The organism is Acinetobacter sp. AR2-3, assembly GCF_001878775.1.
Lineage (GTDB): Bacteria > Pseudomonadota > Gammaproteobacteria > Pseudomonadales > Moraxellaceae > Acinetobacter > Acinetobacter lwoffii_D.
In genome coordinates, this window is sequence record NZ_MJIQ01000019.1 from 44,504 (window position 1) to 61,212 (window position 16,709).

At 39.4% G+C, this 16,709-nt stretch carries 15 protein-coding genes and 1 pseudogene; 2 read left to right on the top strand and 14 right to left on the bottom strand.

Annotation, left to right across the window (positions count from 1 at the left end; all coding sequences use genetic code 11):
* Positions 1–28: 28 nt before the first annotated feature.
* Entirely contained in the window at positions 29–1,612 is a 1,584-nt protein-coding gene (tnpC, locus tag BFN00_RS01085; RefSeq protein ID WP_071850197.1) for an IS66 family transposase, read from the top strand.
* Positions 1,613–1,640: 28 nt separating this feature from the next.
* Positions 1,641–1,824 (top strand): annotated as a pseudogene (locus BFN00_RS01090) (transposase); the annotation flags it as partial.
* A gap of 297 nt (positions 1,825–2,121) precedes the next feature.
* On the opposite strand, the gene BFN00_RS01095 reads toward BFN00_RS01090, so the two are convergent.
* The 14 genes from BFN00_RS01095 to BFN00_RS01160 all read right to left on the bottom strand — a co-directional run bounded on the left by BFN00_RS01095 (position 2,122) and on the right by BFN00_RS01160 (position 16,446).
* Positions 2,122–5,247 carry a type I restriction endonuclease subunit R gene (locus BFN00_RS01095; protein ID WP_071850198.1) on the bottom strand — a complete coding sequence of 1,042 codons (3,126 nt, stop codon included), beginning with the start codon at positions 5,245–5,247 and terminating at the stop codon, positions 2,122–2,124.
* Between the two features lie 23 nt (positions 5,248–5,270).
* Positions 5,271–6,407, bottom strand: coding sequence for an AAA family ATPase (locus BFN00_RS01100; protein ID WP_071850199.1), 1,137 nt, complete (start codon positions 6,405–6,407; stop codon positions 5,271–5,273).
* A 1-nt stretch (position 6,408) separates the two neighbouring features.
* Positions 6,409–7,614, bottom strand: coding sequence for a restriction endonuclease subunit S (locus BFN00_RS01105; RefSeq protein ID WP_071850200.1), 1,206 nt, complete (start codon positions 7,612–7,614; stop codon positions 6,409–6,411).
* Positions 7,611–9,167, bottom strand: coding sequence for a type I restriction-modification system subunit M (locus BFN00_RS01110; RefSeq protein WP_071850201.1), 1,557 nt, complete (start codon positions 9,165–9,167; stop codon positions 7,611–7,613). The genes BFN00_RS01105 and BFN00_RS01110 overlap by 4 nt, the downstream gene beginning before the upstream one ends.
* 152 nt (positions 9,168–9,319) lie before the next feature.
* Positions 9,320–10,327 carry a DUF8808 domain-containing protein gene (locus tag BFN00_RS01115; protein WP_071850202.1) on the bottom strand — a complete coding sequence of 336 codons (1,008 nt, stop codon included), beginning with the start codon at positions 10,325–10,327 and terminating at the stop codon, positions 9,320–9,322.
* On the bottom strand, positions 10,320–10,904 hold the full coding sequence (locus tag BFN00_RS01120; protein ID WP_071850203.1) for a class I SAM-dependent methyltransferase: 585 nt from the start codon (positions 10,902–10,904) through the stop codon (positions 10,320–10,322). Before BFN00_RS01120 ends, BFN00_RS01115 begins: the two co-directional genes overlap by 8 nt.
* A gap of 72 nt (positions 10,905–10,976) precedes the next feature.
* The gene (locus BFN00_RS01125) at positions 10,977–11,207 is read right to left on the bottom strand and encodes a helix-turn-helix transcriptional regulator (RefSeq protein ID WP_005096077.1); all 231 of its coding nucleotides are present in this window, start codon (positions 11,205–11,207) and stop codon (positions 10,977–10,979) included.
* A 95-nt stretch (positions 11,208–11,302) separates the two neighbouring features.
* Positions 11,303–12,205, bottom strand: a complete 903-nt coding sequence (locus BFN00_RS01130) for a recombination directionality factor (RefSeq protein ID WP_071850204.1) — start codon at positions 12,203–12,205, stop codon at positions 11,303–11,305.
* Positions 12,206–12,382: 177 nt separating this feature from the next.
* Positions 12,383–13,447: a YqaJ viral recombinase family nuclease gene (locus tag BFN00_RS01135; protein ID WP_071850205.1), complete on the bottom strand. Its 1,065-nt coding sequence runs from the start codon at positions 13,445–13,447 to the stop codon at positions 12,383–12,385.
* A 149-nt stretch (positions 13,448–13,596) separates the two neighbouring features.
* Positions 13,597–14,631 carry a DUF932 domain-containing protein gene (locus tag BFN00_RS01140; protein ID WP_071850206.1) on the bottom strand — a complete coding sequence of 345 codons (1,035 nt, stop codon included), beginning with the start codon at positions 14,629–14,631 and terminating at the stop codon, positions 13,597–13,599.
* A 131-nt stretch (positions 14,632–14,762) separates the two neighbouring features.
* A complete protein-coding gene (locus BFN00_RS01145; protein ID WP_071850207.1) occupies positions 14,763–15,068 on the bottom strand; it encodes a hypothetical protein in 306 nt (101 codons plus the stop codon).
* A 106-nt stretch (positions 15,069–15,174) separates the two neighbouring features.
* The gene (locus BFN00_RS01150; RefSeq protein ID WP_071850208.1) at positions 15,175–15,558 is read right to left on the bottom strand and encodes a hypothetical protein; all 384 of its coding nucleotides are present in this window, start codon (positions 15,556–15,558) and stop codon (positions 15,175–15,177) included.
* A gap of 45 nt (positions 15,559–15,603) precedes the next feature.
* A complete protein-coding gene (locus BFN00_RS01155; protein ID WP_071850209.1) occupies positions 15,604–16,173 on the bottom strand; it encodes a hypothetical protein in 570 nt (189 codons plus the stop codon).
* A 12-nt stretch (positions 16,174–16,185) separates the two neighbouring features.
* On the bottom strand, positions 16,186–16,446 hold the full coding sequence (locus BFN00_RS01160) for a hypothetical protein (RefSeq protein ID WP_071850223.1): 261 nt from the start codon (positions 16,444–16,446) through the stop codon (positions 16,186–16,188).
* Positions 16,447–16,709 lie beyond the last annotated feature (263 nt).

The following is a 16,709-nucleotide window of genomic DNA, read 5'->3' on the forward strand; positions in this document are numbered from 1 at the left end:
TCTTCATGACCTCAGGCATACTGCGGTCATGAATACGCTGCCTGACTTAAGCCAACTGACCCATGAACAACTACTGGAATTCACCAGACAGTTGGCTCTGCAGCATCAGTCTCTGGCGCAATCAAATCAAGAATTGGATGCCAAAGTTCAACACCTCTCTGTTCTCACTCAAAAATACGAGCATGAACTGGCGCTGTTTAAAAAGCATAAATTCGGCAGTAAAAACGAACATCTCACCGCAAAACAAATCCATCTATGGGACGAAGCGGTCGAAGAAGATATCGCAGCCGTTGATCTGGAATTAGAACGATTAAATGCAGATAAAACCGATGCAGCGACACAGAAAGCCACAGTCAACAAACCTAAACGTCGACTGCTGCCAGATCATCTACACACCATCCGTATTGAGCATGAACCTGCATCAACCCAATGCAGTTGTGGCTGCCAGTTACGTCGTATCGGCGAAGATATCAGTGAAAAACTGCATTTCAGACCGGCACAATTCTACAAGGAACAGCATGTCCGTGGCAAATGGGTCTGTGATCAGTGCGACACCCTGACTCAGCAAGCGATGCCCGCCTATGTGATTGATAAAGGTATTGCCAGTCCTGAATTGCTCAGCCATGTGCTGGTATCGAAGTATGCCGATCATTTGCCGCTGTACCGTCAGCGCCTGATCTTTCTACGCGCAGGTGTTGATCTGTCCAGATCCACATTATCTGACTGGATTGGTCGCTGCGGTGTAGAACTGGAGCCTCTGGCCAATGCCTTAAAACAGGTGGTGCTGCAACAGCAGGTGCTGCATGCAGATGAAACACCAGTCACCATTATGCGGATGGGTGAGAATGAGAAAAAACCGAAGAAAGGTTATGTCTGGGCCTATGCCACCACACAGTACAATCCAGTTCAGGCAGTGATCTATGACTTTCAAGATAGTCGTTCAGGCCAGCATGCTGAAGAGTTCTTGAAAGGCTGGCAGGGCTATCTGGTCTGTGATGATTACAGTGGTTATAAAGCACGCTTTAAATCAGGCCAGGTCATTGAGGTGGGCTGCATGGCCCATGCACGTCGTAAATTCCATGAACTGTATGTGACCGGGAAAAGTCAGGTCGCTGAACAGGCATTGGTGCTGATTCAGAAACTGTATGCGATAGAAGCAGAACTCAGGAAAAAGACCGATGGTACGGCAGAACAGCGCCGCGAATACCGACAACAGCATAGTCAACCGGTGATGCAACAACTGTATGAATGGCTTAACCAACATCAACTGACTGTGCCATCGAGTTCTCCAACCGCCAAGGCCATCAATTACACTCTGAAGCGTTGGCCAGCTTTAAGCCGCTATCTGGATGATGGCAATCTACCTATAGATAATAATTGGGTGGAAAACCAGATGCGTCCTTGGGCCTTGGGACGCAAGAACTGGCTGTTTGCTGGGTCACTGCGTAGTGGTCAGCGAGCGGCAAATATCATGACTTTAATCCAGTCAGCAAAGCTGAATGGCCTGGATCCGTATGCCTATCTCAGTGATGTGCTGAAAAGGCTGCCGACACATAAAGTGACCCAAATAGAAGAATTACTGCCACACCGCTGGAAATCCGACCAAAATTAAAAAATAGGCATGGGATTCAGCGGACGCTTACTCAGATACAGCGATTCAATGCTGTTTTAGCATAAAATTTCTATTTCGACTTTCTTTGCGTATGGTCGCAGGATTTTTGCATAGTCTTATTAAACTATAAATTATCGGGTTTAAATTGGACAGTTCCAGCTTATTCAACTCTTTTCAGAAGACAAAAGCAGACTGGTATTTCGATTAGCTATTTAATTTTCAATGACTCTAAATTGTCTAAGTCTTTGCTTGTATCAAGTTTTAACCTTTGAATAGCTGTAGCCATATCTGAGTAAGATCTAGTATCCATATTTTCCTCTATGAATCCATTTGTATCTAACACCTGCTACAACCTTTTTTCTTTTACTATCATTTTGAGATGGTGACAGTTTAACCCATTACCTAATTGTCTAATATTTCTATATTTAATACTTCTAACTTTACCCAATTTAACCCACTAATGCTAACTACCTGTGGCAACACAGGTAGTTAGCCAACAGATCTTATTTTTATTTTAAACTACCGCCAACACCCTTAAACTTCTCAACTAAAAATGAAATTTTCTGGAAAACATTTTGTTTCTTAGTCAAATACTGTGGGTTCAATGGGCTCATTTTAGGCAAAATCGCATTAAGTTCAGTGCCGTTTTCACTTGCAAATTCCCTCTTCAATGAAGCCATGATATATCTTTTAGTGGCGCCCTCATTCAAGTTTTCATCCTGAATCAGTTCCTGAACCTCACGCTGCTGTTCTATTTGAGCGAAAGTGTAAAAAGAATCCATTACACTAGCTTTATCCTCAATCTTGTCTAAATCAGTATGATTAATAAAATCAACGATCAGACTTTCTTTAGATCGACTCTCCAAGCTTGAGCGAATCACACGTCGCATATCATTAACCAACGCGACTTTATCCTTGATTTTTTTATTACTTTCAAAGATAAGTTCTAAAATATAGTCTAAATTGATTTCTTGTGACTTTAATAAATCAACCTCAAAAACCACATCGTTCCAATCAATCGTAGATTTTTCTTTTTGCTCCGCTAATCGTTCCCTACGTAACCAATCACGTATATCGTTATAGCTAGATCGATAGTCTTGGATTTTACGTTCAGCTGGCATATCAATTGCTGTGAGCTGTCCTAACTCTTCATCATTTAAATAATGCTTATTTTTAAATTCTTCAACTGCACTAGCATCATTCAAATCAACAGTTTGTAATTCTTTTAGACTCGCATATTCATCATAGTTTTGCAGTACGTTTTCTACTCGCAAGTACTCACCAAATAATTTAGCAAATGCCTTTTTATCTGACTCTTTAAAAATTTCATCGGGGTTAGGGAACCGTTGCTCCAACTCTTTAACTACTTCTATATAGCCTCTTCTTGCCTCTCCAGTTAATACATCTGTGAAGCCTTCCATATATTCTTCATAGCTTTTCTCTAAAACAATATTCTGTGTATTAGGATCACCAAATAATTGAATAGCTTTAATCGTTGGCTGTTCTAAATCACGGAAAGTTACGATATTGCCAAATGTTTTAGTCGCATCAAAAATGCGGTTAGTCCGTGAGTATGCTTGTATAAGACCGTGATAACGCAAATTTTTATCGACAAATAAAGTATTTAATGTTGGTGCATCAAATCCTGTTAAGAACATACCGACCACAATCAGCAAGTCAATTTCTTTAGCTTTGACTTGCTTAGCTAAATCACGATAATAGTTTTGGAAACTCTTAGTTTCAACACTAAAGTTCGTTTTAAATATTGCGTTATAGTCTGCAATTGCAGAGCTTAAAAACTCCTTAGCACTACTATTCATAGCTGATACGTCAAAACTTTCATCTTGAATATCACCCAAAGCATCCTGCTCTTCATTCGCTGTAAATGAAAATATAGTCGCTATCTTTAAAGGCTTATCACTATTTTTTTGTAAATCTTTTAAGCACTCATAATACAACTTAGCAGCATCTACGCTAGTCACGGCAAACATGGCATTAAAGCCTTTGCTACCTACTTGTAAACGATGCGTTTTTTGACGAAAGTTAGTTAGGATGTACTGACTAATTTCGCGTATACGATCTGGATGCAATAAAGCTTGTTTATTTTCATAAGCACTCAGCTTTTTGACATCTTGTTCTTTTTCTATATTTTTAAATTGTGGACGTACATCATTATAATCAACTTTAAATTTGAGGACTTTTTCATCACGGATCGCATCGGTGATGACATAGGCATGCAAAGCACCCCTATTTTTATCCTTGTCGTATGTACCAAATACGCTAGCAGTGGTTTCATTACCTAATGTATTTTCAGGAAAAATCGGAGTGCCTGTAAAACCAAATTGGTAAAATTTTTTGAATTTTTTCTTTAAATTTTTCTGTGCTTCACCAAACTGACTTCGATGACATTCATCAAATATAAACATGACTTGCTTGTTATATATCGGCAAATCATTTTCAGTTTTCATCAAGATATTTAGCTTTTGGATAGTTGTTACAATAATTTTATTATCATCTTTATCCAAATTTCGTTTTAATCCAGCCGTACTTTCAGAACCGTTTACACTGTCAGGAGAAAAACGTTGGTATTCCTTCATAGTTTGATAATCAAGGTCTTTGCGATCGACCACAAAAAAAACCTTTTCAATAAAATCAAGTTCAGTTGCTAAACGAGCTGCTTTAAAACTAGTTAAGGTTTTACCTGAACCAGTGGTATGCCAAATAAATCCACCACTTGAGGCTTGACTCCAACTCTTGGCTTCAAATGAGCTTTTAACTTTCCACAAAATACGTTCTGTTGCAGCAATTTGATAAGGACGCATTACAAGCAAAGTATCGCTTACATCAAATACGGAGTAATTCAACAACACATTGAGTAAGGTATTTTTTTGGAAAAATGTCGCTGTAAAATCTTTTAGGTCTTTAATCAAGCTATTATCTGATTTAGCCCAATTCATCGTAAAATCAAAGCTGTTTTTATTACGTGCTGTGGTATTCGAAAAATAGCGAGTATCTGTCCCATTGGAAATAACGAACAGTTGTAAGTATTTATATAGTGAGTTTTCACTATTGAAACTTTCTTTGCTATAACGATGCACTTGATTAAATGCTTCACGGATCGCCATACCACGCTTTTTCAGTTCAACTTGTACCAATGGTAAACCATTGATCAAAATGGTGACATCATAACGGTTGGCATGATTACCTTTTTGTTCAAACTGTTTAATGACTTGAACTTTGTTACGAGCAATGTTTTTTTTATCAAGTAAATAGATGTTTTGAATACGACCATCATCAAAAACAAAATCATGAATATAGTCATCATGAATTTTTCTAGTTTTATCTACAATACGATCGCTTGATTTATCCAAATATGTTTCAACAAAACGCGACCATTCACTCTCTAAAAATTGCACATTATTGAGTAACTGTAATTGCTCTCGCACATTATTCAACATAGCCTGAGCATGATTTATATTGGATAAAAAATCGTAGCCCTGATTAGTTAGATCTTGTATGAGTTCACGCTCTAAATCTGCTTCAGTTTGATAAGTATCCAGTGCTTGAGATTCATTGATATATTTATCAAGAATAATAAAATGGTTAGATTCAGCAACTGTTGAATAATTACTCATATTCACCCCTTAAAGTCAGTATTTTAATACTGTCTATTTCCCTTATAAATTTTATCTAACTCACCAACCAAAAACTTGAATACTCGTTTGTGATCTTCGTGTACTTCCTTAATTTCATCAGCTGAATGCTTATCATGGTTATACAAATTGATAATTCGCGCATAAGGGTTCGCACTACTCACAGAATCACTCCCCTCAACAACTGGTAATAATTCACCCCATTCGTTATAACCTAAAAATGTAGATGTTTTCTCTAGAACATTCCGTAGAAAATTGAAGTGATATTTATGTATATCACCTGAGTTTGCAGCTTCTAGTAGTTCATTTTTTAAGTAAAGGTGATATGAAAAAGGTGAGTCATAGTCCTGTTTCATTAATTTATAGGTTATTGTGTCACTTTCAGATTTTCGAAATATATATTTATTTGCACGACTAAACTCGTTATACATTACATTATAAAATAATGGATTATGTGTAGTAATGACGAATTTAAGATTGGAATCACTTGATTTTATTAATCGCGCTAGATCAATCGCTAATTGAATCAAATGATTTTCATCCAATGAACTCACTGGATCATCAATAAAGACATACTCTAATTGATCAAATTGATTCGTTTCTCGATCTGTTGGATCAGCAACATTGAGTATCGTAATCACTTGATCTAGCAGTGTATAAAATACACTCCAGATAAAATTACTTTCTTCGCCTTTAGATATTTTTAAATTTCCAAAGTTCTCATCATCACCACGCTCAAAAGTAAAAGTAACTTCTGTTAAATCTGCACTAAAGTTCGGTGTTAATTTATCATTGGTATAATGTTGGAAATATTTAACAATGTTTCCATCTTGCCCCAGATCTTTCAGGAGGGTAAGCAACCAATCTGTATAAGTATTGGGTTGAATTTTGAGTTTAGGTTCTAAATTCACTTCTAAATCATTATCCCAATAAAACAGGTCTTCAGTAAATGCATTATAATAAAGAATTTTTTCGCGTGTAGATGTTGGGCCATCAGGCTCCCCCCCATCATTATCCGCGATTAGTTTTTTAAACTCTCGTGACAAGCGTGTTTTTCCAGTCCCGTTAAAAGCATAAATTAACTGTACCTTCTTCTGAGCGTCCTTTAGTTGCTGAGCAACTTCCCCTAAAGTATTACTCATATTAGACTTCTACCGTTTCAGACTTTGGAAAACTAAATAATAGATTACGATAATATTCATACTGCTGTTGGCGCAGTTCAATTTCACGTGGTAAACCCTCAGTAATAGAGCTTGTTAATGCATCGAACTTATCGAGAATTTCAACGATTCTTTCTTTTTCTGCGAATGAGGGATTCGGAATAGGAATGCTTTCTAAATTCTTTTTATTAAGCTTTGGTTGGGCCGCACCTGAGATATAAGGTGTTAAATCTATACTATTTAAATAATATTCAACATATTTTCGTTCAGCATAAGTATTAAATTTTAGAACATGTGCATGGTTATTCACCCAAGTTTTACCACTAATGCTAAATGCGATAGGTGTATTCCGAGCTAATAAGTTTGCACCATCTTCCGAAACGAGTAGAAAATCTCCATCAAAAATATAGTCTTTCACATAATCAACAATTCCAGAGGCACCGTAATAAGGAATTTCCCCCGCATCCCTTAAACTACTCGTAATTGGTTTTCTTTTAGAATCAAGATTTTCTGCCAATTCACCTAATGGTTTCCGGTCTCCTGTTCCCTCTTCAAAGCTCAACAACTGATCACGATAATAGTTGAATTGTCTCTTTATCATGCTAAGCTCAGCGGTCAGCTCAGCGGTCAGCTCAGCGGTCATGGCGCTAAATGTATCTAAAATTCTCACAATTTCAGATTGAATTTTTAGAGATTTTTCAGGGTTTTCTGGATACGGAATGGGAATTAAGGCTTTACTTAATCCATTTTCATTAATTGCAGATATTTTCCCTGAAGAGATGCTCTTTTTTATTTGCTCTTTAAAACTATTAGTTCTCAGAAAATAGGATACATATTTAGGGTTTAGATCACTCTTGTAAGAAAAACAAGCATCATGAATCACAACATCATTTTTACTTAACCAAGCAGTACCATTTCCAATATCTTCTATAGTTTCTCCAGCGGCAACGATAATCACATCTCCACAATTAGCAAAGCGCAATTTTTTAGCTAACCTTTCATCAAGGAAAGATTTTGATTCTTCTGCCCAAACCCCATAATGAGTGTACATTTCTCCATAATGAATACAAGACACGCCCTCTGAAGTCATATCTGTTTTTACAAATCTTTTTCCTCTAGTAAAGCTACCAATATCGCCTAATGCTTTCCATTCAACCTTAACTTCATGCAACTTTTCTAAAAAACTCATGCTTCGCCCTCTATCTCAGAAACAATCGTCTCTATATCTTTACGAAGCTGATCAATTTTAGCTACAGTGTTTTTCAGCTCTGCATTCAGTTGTACAATATTGACAACCTCACGAGTATCTTTGGCTTCAACATAACTACTTACAGACAAATTGTAATCATTGGCTTTGATCCTCTCAAAAGGAATAGACTGGGAAAAATGATCTACATTATTTTTACGATCAAACACCTGCATAATTTTCTTGATGTGATCATCTGTTAAAACATTGGTATTGGTTTCTTTCTTAAAATAATCCTCACCACTTGCGTCAATAAACTGAATCGACATATCTTTCTTATGTTTTGACAACACCAAAATATTTACAGCGATAGTCGTACCATAAAATAGGTTTGGTGCAAGTGAAATTACTGTTTCAACATAGTTATTATCGACCAGATATTGACGAATTTTCTGCTCTGCCCCACCACGATAGAAAATACCAGGGAAGCAAACAATTGCTGCACGACCTTTGGCAGATAGGTAACTTAAAGCATGTAATACAAATGCAAAGTCGGCTTTAGACTTTGGCGCAAGTACACCAGCAGGTGCAAAACGATCATCATTGATGAGTGTTGGATCATCTGAACCAATCCATTTCACTGAATACGGTGGATTCGATACAATTGCATCAAATGGTTTGTCATCAATAAAATGCGGATGATGTAGCGTGTCACCGAGTTGAATATTAAATTTATCGTAATTAATATTGTGCAAGAACATATTCATACGTGCTAAGTTATATGTCGTATGATTAATCTCTTGTCCAAAAAAACCATCTTCAATAACGTGTGCATCAAAATGCTTCTTAGCTTGAAGAAGCAAAGAACCTGAACCACATGCTGGGTCATAAATTTTATTAACATGCGTTTGATTATGCATTGCTAACTGTGCAATCAGTTTCGATACATGTTGAGGTGTAAAGAACTCACCACCTGATTTACCTGCATTTGCAGCATAATTAGAGATCAGAAACTCATAGGCATCACCAAACAAATCAATTTGGCTATTTTGGATATCATCACCAAAGTCTAATGCTGCCACACCTTTCAGTACAGCAGCTAAACGTTTATTTTTCTCAGGAACAGAATTACCCAAACGGTTACTAGTAGTGTCAAAATCAGCAAATAAACCTTTGATATCTTTCTCAGATGGATAACCATTCGCAGAACTTTCGATTGCTGAAAAAATTTTAGCTAAGTCAGTATTCAAGCTCTCATTATTATTGGCACTCTTTACCACTTTGCTAAAAATTTGACTAGGTAAAATAAAGTAACCTTTGGTTTTTATTGCGTCATCTTTAATCTCAGGAGTAATGACACTATCAGGCATCTCATTATATTTGATGTCTTTATCACCACCCGAAATATAATGAGCAAAGTTTTCAGAAATAAAACGATAGAATAATGCACCTAAGACATATTGCTTAAAGTCCCAACCATCCACTGCGCCACGTACTTCGTTGGCAATTTGCCAAATCTGGCGATGAAGTGCTGCACGTTGTTGGGTACTAGTCATTAATACTTCCTTTAAAAATCAAAATTTTAAAATACAATAATCATTAAATAATGCATTGTATTTAATTGGTTGAACATTATAGCGAAATAACTTGATAAGAGAAATTCGAGAATGGTTAGTCGAAGCCAGATTGTTTGGTTCAATCAACCTTTTCAACCGTTCCACATTAAATAGTTGTTCTCTTTTCCATGTGAATAAGCCCACTCTGCTACCTTATGTGATCTCTCTTTGTCAGTTAAAAAACCTAGAACTGAGATTCGATCTACAATAATCAAATCCTTTTCTTCATTTCGCTCTTTCCACTTATGCAAAAACTCATCAGATGCGAGTAGATTACTTTTCTTAGAATTACAGCTTGAATCTGCCAATACAAAGTTATGCCCTGTGTCCGATGGATACATGGACCAAGGAATAAAATGATCAACGGCATAATTGCCTTTTTTCATTGGCTTATTACAGTAGAAACATTTGCAGTCCTGTAGATCGACCAATACATTTGCTACCGCATTCAACTGGTTTCTACTCGGCTCAAACATGAATTGTTCAAGATTAGGTAATTGATTCAAGATGGACGCATTGCTGCTATTCTTCCGGATATAGTCGATCCAACGTTTCTGACACAGCTCTTCAATGATCTCACTGAATTGCCTTAAGCAAAACATGACTTGCGGTAGAAGAATAAGTTGCTTTCCACACCGATCAAGCTGATATAAAAACTCAAAATTTTGACCATTGATGTTTTGCAGATAACGTACCGGCATGTCTTTTACAGTACGAGCCACATCTTTAACGAGCTTTAACCATACCAGTGAGTCTCGTCTTAACAGCCCAAGAGATGAGTAACTATGCCGAAGCTCGATGATTCGGTTTACAATGGCAGCTTGCTTACCATTGTTCTGATTTAAAATCAGTTGTCCTGCATCGTTAAATACATACGGTACAGCCTGCTTCCAATACAGCTCGATAAACTTTTCTGCAATCTCAGCATACTCAAGTGATAGGCTCTCACCTGAGTCTTCACCTTTTTCAATAGCCAATCGGCTAAGGCTAATGAGCAATGCAAATTTATAGGTACTACTAAAACTTCCTGATTGTAAGATGAGCTGAATGTTCTTAAGGAACTTTAGTTGTTCCTGCGCCGTAGGAATAAAGTCAGACATGTTTTTTCCAAAGTACATTCAGCCACTGTTCATCTCGATCAGGGCGTTTATCTACAGTGATCCACTGTTTTATTACCGCAACTCCATCCAACTGAGCTAACAATACCTGAGCTTGTTCTTCATCTAAATCGGTAAATGCTCTGCCGTCTTTTACTCTATCCGTTGTGCCGTATTTAAAAGACATATAACAAATGCCAGTACAGCGCAATGCACGATGAATTCTATGCAATACATCAAGCAACTTATCTCGCTCACAATGCAACAAAGATGCACAAGCCCAAACACCATCATATTTATCAGAGTCAGCTAAGTCATAAAAACTTGTATGATGTACTTGGATACCAGTAAGTTCCGTCGCCTTTTTAACAAGTTCTTCTGAGTAGTCGATTGCATCAACGTGATAGCCTTTTCTCTTAAAAGCTAAAGTATCTCGTCCAGAGCCACAGCCAACGTCAAGAATCCTGGCACCTTCCTGCAGCTCAGCTAAAAATGGCTTATATAGGCTTTCCATATCAACTTCAAAAGTTGAAGCTGTAAATTCTTCTGCATGTTTATTGTAGTAGTCTATTGTTTTCATTGCGGACACTTAGGCTAAAAGACATTTTCAGTCTACAAGAAAATAAAAAAATAAGGGAGCTAAGAGCGTCCCTTATTCTCGACTCGCCAACTTACTTTCAATCCATTGATGGATCTCATAAGCTGACCAGCCGATACGATTTTGAGTAATTTTAACTTTCTTTGGAAAAGTTGGATCATAGTAGGGGGAGTCCTCATCCATCATCTCGTAGATGGTAGAACGCCCCACACCGACAAATTCTACGACCTGCTTAATGCTGATGAGTTGATTCATTTGAAATGTTTGACCGATAAACGCATTCATGAGGCTAGCTCCTAATCATTGATGCGAGCGGCTATTCGCTCAAATAATAGAGCTGGTCTGTAAAATTTAACGTTAGCTATCTTCTCTCCTCTCGCTTAATTCACAGCTCTTACACTTTGCTGTAACCCCTGCTGAATATCCTGTACAAACTCTTCAGGCGAAGCTTGTTGCTCCACCGCCCGGTTCTGTTCTTGTTCAGGATAGTATTCTTCCAGCACATCTAAGCCTTCCTCTATATCCGTTTCAAACCGTGCATTGGCAAAACCTCGTCTGGCAATATGATCTACAGCTTCTTGATAGAATCCGGCCTGCTTACTCTGTTCATCAATCTGCTTAGCTTGGGTAATCGCATCATTCAGACTAATGCCCTCCCGTAAAGTCAGATCCACGTAATACACCGGCTGACGATAGCTTTGTGTGGTGCTTTTGCCTCTTAAAGTCAGTTGCAAAGGCAAGCAAGATAATAAGCCTCCTGAAGCTGCATGGTAATAACTCAATCGTGCTGCCAAAGTCCGAATACTGTTAAAGCCGGTGGTTCTAAAGATGAAGGTGCCAAATTCATCCGAATCATCCAAATTCACATGTAAACGACCATAGGGCTTACAGTTGCCGCCTTGTGCCAGAGGACATAAATCAGGTGATGGGCATGGATGTTGCTCTACCCCTTGATTGGTTAAACGCTGGCAGGTTTCTCCATTGCCGACACAGACTGGCCGTCCAGTCTGGCGGTCAAATAAGCTGTATTCTGCACGTAGGTTTAAGTCAGGATCATTGAAGATCATTCTGACAGGAATTGAGCGTAGCTTTTGATTGGGAGTATTGGCTCGAAGCTGTTCATCCAGTGGATGTTTTACCCAGCCACTCTCCTTGCTTTGGATCTGGGAAGTAATGGTGAACTGATCATCTTTTTCAGGTAGGCGTTTTCCATTCTTTTCTACTACCCGACCAATACTAATACGCCCTAGAGCTGGTGGTGTAATCGCTAAACCTTTAATCATTCTATTTTCCTCAATTTGATTTTTTTACAGATCATCCAGCTTTATGTAGATCACCTGATTCAATAAATATGTATATAGCTCGCTACAAAAGCCGCGACCGTATTGCCCTCTATTCCTAGCGAATGGAGGGCGGAGAACGTTTTTTGTGCATCGCTATTTGAATGGGCTGAAACAGACTTAGTCGGTATAGATGTTGAATCGACGACTGCCTTGCTTCTGAAGTGGATAAAGCTCAATGAGTTCAGGCTGATGCTGAAGCAATGCTTTGGTATTCAGACTGATTGAGTCCTTGGCTTTCTTCCACACCACAGAACCATGAGCAAAGGTGGCTCGTTCAGCATCTTTCATCAGCATTTGGATGTGATGCTTCAGCTGGTCAAAGCGTTCCTGCTTGTGCTGAATCTCTTCCTTCATTTTGATGAGCTGATCGAACATCAAGTTGGCATTTTCATTTTGCGAGAGATCTTCAACGCTTAGTGGGATATGCGCTGGATAGAGTTGCTGAATCGCTTTGGCTGCGGATTCACTGGCATCTACAGATGGCGGAGTATCCGTTTCCACACATTCCCAGAAATAACCCTCTGCCTTAATAATGTGTTGAATCACTGATTCAGAACGGCTGACTTTAAAGATCTTGGTTTCATGCCCACAGATCAGGACACAGACATGCGCTGCCTGTTTACCTGTGACTGCAAGTTGATGCTGCACCTGACAGAGTACGTATAAAGGCACACCATCTCTCCAGAGTTTAGCGCCATGTTCTCCGGCTGTTTTACACTCCAGGATCTGCACGTCATCACTACCCACAACCGCATAATCCAGATTTGCCAACATAAACGACTTATCCGGATCGGGATGCTGAAGCACGGCATTCACTCGTCTCACTTTATTATTGGTGTGCAGACTGTAGTACTCAGCAACCAATGGCTCTAGCTGTTTGCCCCAATACAACGGTGCAACGCCTGAGCTGTCATCATCTATATTCTGCTGAGTTCGACCGGTCTTGATCATCCACAGTTCCAGCATTGAAATGTAGGGATTCAATCCACATGCGGTTGCGGCATCACTACTGCCAATGCCTTGCTTACGCACTTCTAGCCATTCTTGGTAATCCATATTTTTAGTATTGGCTAAACGTTTGGCTGTCGCTGTTCGTTTAGCTACGGTATTTGATTCATTCATCTCATTCGGAATTGGGAAATGAGGGAGTTGAGAGGTATTTATCGGTGCAATCTGATTCATGCTTTGATCCTTATAAATAGTGAGGTCTGTAAAATTTTCGGCATAAAAAAAGCCACATCTGGAGATGTGGCAAAAGGGGGGTTTCACTGGAGAAGAATCATCTGCATGACCCTTGACCATTATTGTAATAGCACTGGCTTAAATGAAACTTAAACCACTAAGCGAAGCGCCTGTTCTAGTCCACGCTGCTTTAACGCAGCACCTGCACCAAACCAGGCTGAATCGAGGCGGTGATCGGTACTCATGGCACGACGTTCATGGTCAGCAAACTCGGTGATTGAACACAGCAAACCATAGGCAGTATCTTTGGCTGAGCTGAGTTCTGCACCTCGCCCCTGTCCATTAAACATGTTCATGACTTTAGTCATGGCACGTCCATTCGGTTCAGGCTTTTCTTTAGTTGGATTTGGAGTAGCAATATTGCGATAGAACTGAATGATATTCTCTTCCTGATCTGCAACACTCATGCTGGTATTGTTGAACACTGCATCAAAGAAAGCTGCTGCCTCACCTTGGGTGACTTTACGCTGACTGAGCTGCTTCATCTCATACATGTGTTCATCCCATGCACGAACTGAAATGCCCAATTGCTGTTTGACTTTGTCCGCATCAAACTTGGTACTGTGCGGGACTTTCACCACACCTGCACTGCTGCTTTGTCCGCGTAGGGCAATGGCTAGGGTGTTATTGCATACCACCCGGATATTGGTGAACTGTGCCGTTGTCGCCAGTGTACCGTCACAGGCAGTTGCCAGCAGAATATAGCCATTACTGACATCCTTGCCCTTCAGTGCTGTGCTTTGCCCAGTACGAGCCAATGCCCAAAACTTTTTACCGCCTTTCAGAACACCTGCTGTTTCCAGTTCAAAACCGGATTGCTCAGTCAGATCCCGATAAAACTCCAGAATTTCCATCGGCTGGACTTCCTGATAGCGTTGACTGACCACAGACAGAGGCGCATGAGTATCGGAACGATAAAGCACTCGCTGTTCTTCATAGGGCATGATGATGCTTTGGCCACGTTCATTCTGTGCCATGTAACTGACATTTGAGGATTCAATCCGCCAATCCATGCCTGCTTGCTGGGCCCAGATTTCAATCGACTGATTTTGAGTGAGTTGATTACCTAAGCCATGCCAAGGGGTATCACCGATATAGGCCATTTGTTCAAGTTGATGTGCCATATTTAATATTCCTTAATCTTAAAATTTAAAAATTGAAGATGCTTAGAAGAAAGCATGTGTTGAAAAATGTAAGGTTGTGAGATCATAGCTAGATCGTATTTAGACCTATGAGGATCTATCGATTAGGCCCATTAAGCAGGCTTTACCCAGGCAAAATGCTGCTGGCAGTCCTGGCAGATAAAATTCATGGCATTACCATAGTGCCGTTCAAAATAATATTGACTGACCACGACCAACACGCCACCGATAACCACGCCAACCATCGCACCGGCTAAAGGTGGAGCGCCGGTCTTCTTCGCCATTTTTATTCCGAATAGCGCCATCTGGGCTGGGGAAAGAAAATACCGTAGCTGTTCAAAATACTGTTCATGAGGGTGTCCAGATTCGATCTGCTTGATATTGGCAGACTGGCAATAAGGACAATGGATGAAAGACATAGATCAATTCCTATTAAAAAACTGGAAGGTCAGGCATAAAAAAACCGCACCCCGAAGGATGCGGTTTTGTCTTTAAGTCAATTGTGACTGGTTTTGTGCTTAATCTTTATTGAAAACTATAACTAGCATTGCCCTTGTCAGTTTCAACATCTACCTGTACTACATTGCTATATCCACATCCTGTTAACTGCAATTTCAACACCTGCCCCATCTTAAAGAATTGTGGATACTGAACTTTTCTTCGATATCCCTCATAGCTACATTGACCGTTATTGATCGACACATTTTTCGCTTCGATAGGATCAGGAGAATTGGAGCGAATCGTTAAGACAGTAGCGGTTTGATTTTGAGCATACCAGTTACTCGTATCCTCAACACTCAGTTCGACGGTAAAAGTGTTCGGGTCTAAACTTGAGCTACATCCCGATAGCATCCATCCAGCCGTGACCAAGAGAGTGCTAAGCAGAATAGGTTTAATTAAAATATTCATTATAAATTTGTCCTTTACTCAATATTCAGCTGTACCTGTTAAGCTCTAGCAGTAGTTATAGCTGACCTGATAATCACCGGTATTGGCATCGATATCGACCATATGGACTTCGCAATCACTGCCAGTATGGAATTTATAGACATAGACACTATGTGAAGGGTCTTCTGTTTCCATAGCTCCACGCTCTTGCAGGCTAAAATCATTCACAGACTTACCTGTATCTTTGGCAGTCTTCTCAAAAATATAATTTTGATACTGACGAATTTTGGCTTGTTCAAACTCAGGTAAATCCCGATAAGGAATCATGGACTCAATTGTCCCAGTGCTATCCTGATTAAGATCAAATTCAAAACTGAGTAATGCCGGGGTCCGTGATTTTTTCTCTGGTGCTACGACCTTCTCTTGAAGATCTGCCTTATCAGTGTTTGTAACCTCATCACCACCCTGAATAATAGTTGATGTTACTGCCTCTTCCCCTTGAGGCACACTGGCTTTAGCAGTGGTTGCAACTGTGTCTGCCTGGCCATTTGACTTGGAATTAAAATAAAAACCAGCCACGACCATGATCGTCATGGCAATAATTGCAGCCAAGCCTAATAAAGTTTTATTATTCATGATCTCACCCGCTTAGTTAGGCACGGTAACTTGGCCATTATTGGCATTGTAGTGAACAAAGCGCGGACAACCACCCTGAAAGGTCACTGTAAAATTTTTCCAGCCACGATTACCAGGATTGGTTTTATAGAGACATTGATAGACTCCATTCCCTGTATGACGCGCTTGAACAAGATAAGATTCACTCGCTTGAGCGAACCAACCTGCTTGCGCGAAAGATGCACCTGCGAGCAATGATGAAATAAGGGCAGTTTTTAGGAAGGTTTTAAACATAATCATTTTCTCTTTTTTATAGGTATCACCAGTTTTTACAAGAACCAGTGTCCCCCATGTCATGAATGGTTGAATGAACATCTATGTTTTTTTGAAGTATTTAGACGGTAAAGCACCCGGATCTACGGCCCTCAAAACAGCATGAGAGAGTCATCTTCATATCAGTAATATGTAATTGAAAAAGTTTTATTCTTAGAAAGTCATCGATACAGCTATGCTGTTGATTGCATAGCCTTAGGTCTAATCACTAATCGGCACAAATA

What these genes read in the sequence shown, in the direction of transcription:
- tnpC (WP_071850197.1), top strand. Translation starts at nt 29, where the DNA reads ATGAATACGCTGCCTGACTTAAGCCAACTGACCCATGAACAACTACTG.
- BFN00_RS01095 (WP_071850198.1), bottom strand. Translation starts at nt 5,247, where the DNA reads ATGAGTAATTATTCAACAGTTGCTGAATCTAACCATTTTATTATTCTT.
- BFN00_RS01100 (WP_071850199.1), bottom strand. Translation starts at nt 6,407, where the DNA reads ATGAGTAATACTTTAGGGGAAGTTGCTCAGCAACTAAAGGACGCTCAG.
- BFN00_RS01105 (WP_071850200.1), bottom strand. Translation starts at nt 7,614, where the DNA reads ATGAGTTTTTTAGAAAAGTTGCATGAAGTTAAGGTTGAATGGAAAGCA.
- BFN00_RS01110 (WP_071850201.1), bottom strand. Translation starts at nt 9,167, where the DNA reads ATGACTAGTACCCAACAACGTGCAGCACTTCATCGCCAGATTTGGCAA.
- BFN00_RS01115 (WP_071850202.1), bottom strand. Translation starts at nt 10,327, where the DNA reads ATGTCTGACTTTATTCCTACGGCGCAGGAACAACTAAAGTTCCTTAAG.
- BFN00_RS01120 (WP_071850203.1), bottom strand. Translation starts at nt 10,904, where the DNA reads ATGAAAACAATAGACTACTACAATAAACATGCAGAAGAATTTACAGCT.
- BFN00_RS01125 (WP_005096077.1), bottom strand. Translation starts at nt 11,207, where the DNA reads ATGAATGCGTTTATCGGTCAAACATTTCAAATGAATCAACTCATCAGC.
- BFN00_RS01130 (WP_071850204.1), bottom strand. Translation starts at nt 12,205, where the DNA reads ATGATTAAAGGTTTAGCGATTACACCACCAGCTCTAGGGCGTATTAGT.
- BFN00_RS01135 (WP_071850205.1), bottom strand. Translation starts at nt 13,447, where the DNA reads ATGAATCAGATTGCACCGATAAATACCTCTCAACTCCCTCATTTCCCA.
- BFN00_RS01140 (WP_071850206.1), bottom strand. Translation starts at nt 14,631, where the DNA reads ATGGCACATCAACTTGAACAAATGGCCTATATCGGTGATACCCCTTGG.
- BFN00_RS01145 (WP_071850207.1), bottom strand. Translation starts at nt 15,068, where the DNA reads ATGTCTTTCATCCATTGTCCTTATTGCCAGTCTGCCAATATCAAGCAG.
- BFN00_RS01150 (WP_071850208.1), bottom strand. Translation starts at nt 15,558, where the DNA reads ATGAATATTTTAATTAAACCTATTCTGCTTAGCACTCTCTTGGTCACG.
- BFN00_RS01155 (WP_071850209.1), bottom strand. Translation starts at nt 16,173, where the DNA reads ATGAATAATAAAACTTTATTAGGCTTGGCTGCAATTATTGCCATGACG.
- BFN00_RS01160 (WP_071850223.1), bottom strand. Translation starts at nt 16,446, where the DNA reads ATGTTTAAAACCTTCCTAAAAACTGCCCTTATTTCATCATTGCTCGCA.